We start from the raw sequence: 1,157 nt of genomic DNA on the forward strand, positions 1-1,157 counted from the left end.
GACTTGGGTAATCCTCCAATATTCAAATGGACCTTGTAGGACTTGAACCTACGACCACTCGGTTATGAGCCGAGAGCTCTAACCAGCTGAGCTAAAGGTCCGACAAGATCATTATAGCGGCGAAGGGGATCGAACCCCCGACCTCCCGGGTATGAACCGGACGCTCTAGCCAGCTGAGCTACACCGCCATGAATCGGGAAGACAGGATTCGAACCTGCGACACCTTGGTCCCAAACCAAGTACTCTACCAAGCTGAGCTACTTCCCGAGTTAAATAGAAAAATGCACCCTAGAGGAGTCGAACCTCTAACCGCCTGATTCGTAGTCAGGTACTCTATCCAGTTGAGCTAAGGGTGCTCATTAGTTTATGCCGAAGACCGGAATCGAACCGGTACGATCGTTACCAATCGCAGGATTTTAAGTCCTGTGCGTCTGCCAGTTCCGCCACCCCGGCCTCTCTAAGCGAACGACGGGATTCGAACCCGCGACCCCCACCTTGGCAAGGTGGTGTTCTACCACTGAACTACGTTCGCACTATTTTCTTCTATCTAAAAATGCCGGCTACATGACTTGAACACGCGACCCTCTGATTACAAATCAGATGCTCTACCAACTGAGCTAAGCCGGCTCATCTATTATATCTCAATGCGGGTTAAGGGACTTGAACCCCCACGCCGTTAAGCGCCAGATCCTAAATCTGGTGCGTCTGCCAATTCCGCCAAACCCGCATATATGACCCGTACTGGGCTCGAACCAGTGACCCATTGATTAAAAGTCAATTGCTCTACCAACTGAGCTAACGAGTCTAAAATAACTTGCGTTACCTTAAACGGTCCCGACGGGAATCGAACCCGCGATCTTCGCCGTGACAGGGCGACGTGATAACCGCTACACTACGGGACCTTTGGGAGTTAACGGGATCGAACCGCTGACCCTCTGCTTGTAAGGCAGATGCTCTCCCAGCTGAGCTAAACTCCCTAGAGCTAAGCGACTTCCCTATCTCACAGGGGGCAACCCCCAACTACTTCCGGCGTTCTAGGGCTTAACTTCTGTGTTCGGCATGGGTACAGGTGTATCTCCTAGGCTATCGTCACTTAACTCTGAGTAATACCTACTCAAAATTGAATATCTATTCAAACCAAGAAAACCGTTCGCTTT

At 50.7% G+C, this 1,157-nt stretch carries 11 tRNA genes and 1 rRNA gene; all 12 read right to left on the minus strand.

Annotation, left to right across the window (positions count from 1 at the left end):
- Nucleotides 1-27: 27 nt before the first annotated feature.
- The 12 genes from HT699_RS09530 to rrf all read right to left on the minus strand — a co-directional run bounded on the left by HT699_RS09530 (nt 28) and on the right by rrf (nt 1,097).
- Nucleotides 28-101, minus strand: a tRNA-Ile gene (locus HT699_RS09530).
- Nucleotides 102-114: 13 nt separating this feature from the next.
- A tRNA-Met gene (locus HT699_RS09535) sits at nt 115-188 on the minus strand.
- Between the two features lie 5 nt (nt 189-193).
- A tRNA-Pro gene (locus tag HT699_RS09540) sits at nt 194-267 on the minus strand.
- 15 nt (nt 268-282) lie between these two features.
- A tRNA-Arg gene (locus tag HT699_RS09545) sits at nt 283-356 on the minus strand.
- 11 nt (nt 357-367) lie between these two features.
- Nucleotides 368-453: transfer RNA gene (locus HT699_RS09550), tRNA-Leu, on the minus strand.
- A gap of 7 nt (nt 454-460) precedes the next feature.
- Nucleotides 461-532: transfer RNA gene (locus HT699_RS09555), tRNA-Gly, on the minus strand.
- 22 nt (nt 533-554) lie between these two features.
- Nucleotides 555-627 (minus strand) — tRNA-Thr (locus HT699_RS09560).
- An 18-nt stretch (nt 628-645) separates the two neighbouring features.
- Nucleotides 646-727 (minus strand) — tRNA-Leu (locus HT699_RS09565).
- Between the two features lie 5 nt (nt 728-732).
- Nucleotides 733-805: transfer RNA gene (locus tag HT699_RS09570), tRNA-Lys, on the minus strand.
- A 24-nt stretch (nt 806-829) separates the two neighbouring features.
- Nucleotides 830-902, minus strand: a tRNA-Asp gene (locus tag HT699_RS09575).
- 2 nt (nt 903-904) lie between these two features.
- Nucleotides 905-977 (minus strand) — tRNA-Val (locus HT699_RS09580).
- A gap of 4 nt (nt 978-981) precedes the next feature.
- Nucleotides 982-1,097: ribosomal RNA gene (gene rrf, locus HT699_RS09585) — 5S ribosomal RNA — on the minus strand.
- Between the last annotated feature and the right edge of the window lie 60 nt (nt 1,098-1,157).

Source organism: Streptococcus sp. 1055, assembly GCF_013276815.1.
In the GTDB taxonomy this organism is placed as follows: domain Bacteria; phylum Bacillota; class Bacilli; order Lactobacillales; family Streptococcaceae; genus Streptococcus; species Streptococcus pseudopneumoniae.